The organism is Reyranella sp. (assembly GCF_050185545.1).
Classification (GTDB): domain Bacteria; phylum Pseudomonadota; class Alphaproteobacteria; order Reyranellales; family Reyranellaceae; genus Reyranella.
In genome coordinates this window covers 1-2,878 of the sequence record NZ_JBFWZI010000325.1, presented here as the reverse complement: position 1 = coordinate 2,878, position 2,878 = coordinate 1, and the positions used below count along the sequence as shown (strand labels likewise).

Genomic DNA, 2,878 nt, shown 5'->3' with positions numbered 1-2,878 from the left:
CAGGACACCACCATGAGCATTCGCGTCGGCATTGTCGGGATCAGCGGTTTTGGCGGCGGCGAGGCGATGCGCCTGGTCGCGAGCCACCCGTCTTTCGAGTTGGTCTACGCCGCGGGCGAGGGCAGCGCCGGCAGCCGGTTGGTGGACCGCTTCCCCGGTGTGCCGGCCAGGCTGGCCGAGCTGGTGATCGAGAAGTGGGACCCTGTGACCCTGCCGAAGCTCGACGTGCTGTTCGCGTCGCTGCCCACGGGCGCCTCGGCCGAGGCGCTGGCGCGCGTGCCTGAGGACGTGAAGATCGTCGACATCGGCGGCGACCACCGCTACGTCGAGGGTTGGGCGTACGGCCTGGCCGACGTCTGGCCAGCCCAGATCGAGGGTCAGATCCGCGTTGCCAATCCCGGCTGCTATCCCGCGGCGGCGCTGAACGCGCTGGCGCCGCTGCTGGCCGACAAGCTGATCGAGCCCGGCAACATCGTGATCGACGTCAAGACCGGCATCTCCGGTGCCGGCCGGGGCGGCGCCGACAGCAGGTTCGGCTACGCCGAGAGCAACGAGAACTTGCTGCCCTACGGTCTGCTCGAGCACGTCCACATGCCCGAGATTGCCAGGACGATCGAGCGGCTGAGTGGCGGCAGTGCGGCCGGGCTGGTGTTCACGCCCCACCTGGTGCCGATGACCCGCGGAGTACTCGCCACCATTTACTGCCGCGGCCGTGCCACCACGGGCCAGTGCCTGGACGCGGCCCGGCGCTTCTACGCCGGGCGGGCGTTCGTCCGCGTGACCGACAAGCCGCCGCAGACCAAATGGGCTGCCGGCTCGAACCTCGCGTTCGTCAGCTATGCGGCCGATCCAGAGCGCAACCTGGTGATCGCGATGGGCGTGGTCGACAATCTCGGCAAGGGCGCGGCCGGTCAGGCGGTGCAGAATGCGAACCTGATCTGCGGCCTGCCAGAAACCGCGGGGCTGGACGGCGTGCCTGTTTGGCCATGAGATTCTTTTAGACCTGCCGCCACAGCCGTGGCCGCTTGCGGGCCGTCGCCAACGCCGCTTCATCGAACGGCGGCAGATCGAACCCGCGCGGTTGCAGCGGGCCGCCGCACCAGCCGATGCGGCGATGCACCCGTTCGTTGCCGTAGTAGGCGAGATAGACCATGGCCCGGACCGCCTCGAAGATCGCGGGCTCCGCCGTCTCGAACTGCTCGATCGCAGCGTCCTGCGCGGCCCCGTCGAGGCCCGAGAACGCGGCCGTGCCGAGTGTGCCCGCGATGTGCAGCAGAGCCCTCCGGTAGGGCGCATGCCGGCCGGCCATCGCCTCGACGTCGGCGAGCAGTCCCATCGTCCCGGCGCCGGGCAGGTCGTCGATCGGCGGCACCAGCCGGTCCATCAGCGCGCTGAGCGCGGTGCGCTCGGTCCCGGCCAGCGCCCGGGTCTCGGCCTGCGATCGTGCTTCGGTCATCGTTCGCTCCTAGGCGGTGTTGCGCAGGTTGGCGTGTGCGCTGCTTATGTGGTCGGCGATGCGCAGCGCGATCGCCTGCAGGGTCGGCGTCGGGTTGAGGGCGCCGCCGGTCACGAAGATGCTGGCGTCGACGATATAGAGATTGTCGACCTCGTGGGCGCGGCCGTTGCGGTCGACCACCGAGCGGGCCGGGTCGTCGCCCATGCGGGCGGTGCCCATGAGATGCCAGCCGGCGGCGCGCAGCAGCGGCGTCGCCTGCACCGTGTGCGCGCCGGCCTCGCGCAGCACCGTCCCGGCGGTCCCGACGGCGTGCGCCATCTGGCGCGCCGAGTTCTCCGACAGCTTGTAGAAAATCTTCGGCGCGGGGATGCCGTGCGAATCGGTCAGCACGGGATCGAGCTCTACGCGGTTGTGCAGCTCGGGCAGGTCCTCGCCGTGCGCGGCGATCATGGTCGAGTTGCCGAAACGGCGGGCGAACTCGGTGTGATGGACCGCGCCCCAGCCCACCGGCGGCAGATTGAGGCCCATCGCCGTGACCGCGGGCCCGGTGCTGCGCGCCATCTGGAAGGTGTAGCCGCGCACGAAGCCGCGCGCCCGATCGGTCTCGTAGAATTCCTGGGAGAGCAGGATGTTGGCGAGTGCGCCCTGCCACGTCGGCGCCAGCCCGTCGTCGAAAAAACCCGTGATCATGGCGCAGGGATGGAACATCAGGTTGCGGCCGACCAGTCCGCTCGCATTGGCGAGCCCGTTGGGATGCCGCGCGCTTTTGGACAGCAGCATCAGCCGCGCCGTGCCGATGCCGTTGGCCGCCAGGATCACCAGCCGCGCCGGCTGGAACTGCTTGGTGCCGTCGGCCGCGAAATAGTGCGCGCCGGTTGCGCGGCCGTCGGGGCCGGTGGCGATCTCGCAGACGCGCGCGCCGGTGCGCAGCTCGACGCCGTTGGCGGTCGCCGCCGGCCAGTAGGTGATGTCGGTCGAGGCCTTGGCGCGCTGGGTGCAGCCGAGCCCGTTGGGGCCGCAATGATTGCAGGCGCCACGGCCGCGATAGGGGACCGAGTTGATATAGGAGTCGGACGGCCACCAGTGCCAGCCCAGCCGGTCGAAGGCGCGCGCCAGGCGCTCGCCGTCGGGCCCGAGCGGCAGCGGCGGCATCGGCCGCTTGGCGCGCGGCGGATTGGCTGGATCGCCGGCGATGCCCGAGCAGCCCATCCAGGCATCGTTGAGATCGTAATAGGGCTCGAGGTCGGCGTAGGAAATCGGCCAGTCGTCGGCCACGCCGTCGAGACTCTTCACCCGGAAGTCGGAGGGATGGAAGCGCGGCGCATGCGCCGTCCAGTGGATGGTGCTGCCGCCCACGGCATTGAACATCAGCGGCGTGATGTCGGACTCGGCGTCGTTGACCGGATAGTCCTCGGGCAGCGC

General features: G+C 70.1%; 3 protein-coding genes. 1 reads left to right on the top strand and 2 read right to left on the bottom strand.

The genetic code is table 11. The annotated features are described in order from the left end of the window. Positions 1-12: 12 nt before the first annotated feature. Complete coding sequence (argC, locus tag AB7O82_RS37345) at positions 13-990, top strand: N-acetyl-gamma-glutamyl-phosphate reductase (RefSeq protein WP_428621812.1); 978 nt, start codon at positions 13-15, stop codon at positions 988-990. A 7-nt stretch (positions 991-997) separates the two neighbouring features. Here the strand turns inward: argC and AB7O82_RS37340 are convergent, their stop codons facing one another. Both AB7O82_RS37340 and AB7O82_RS37335 read right to left on the bottom strand, forming a co-directional pair. Further along, positions 998-1,456: a hypothetical protein gene (locus tag AB7O82_RS37340; RefSeq protein WP_428621809.1), complete on the bottom strand. Its 459-nt coding sequence runs from the start codon at positions 1,454-1,456 to the stop codon at positions 998-1,000. Positions 1,457-1,465: 9 nt separating this feature from the next. After that, the coding region (locus AB7O82_RS37335; protein WP_428621807.1) for a GMC family oxidoreductase at positions 1,466-2,878 on the bottom strand (1,413 nt) is incomplete at its 5' end.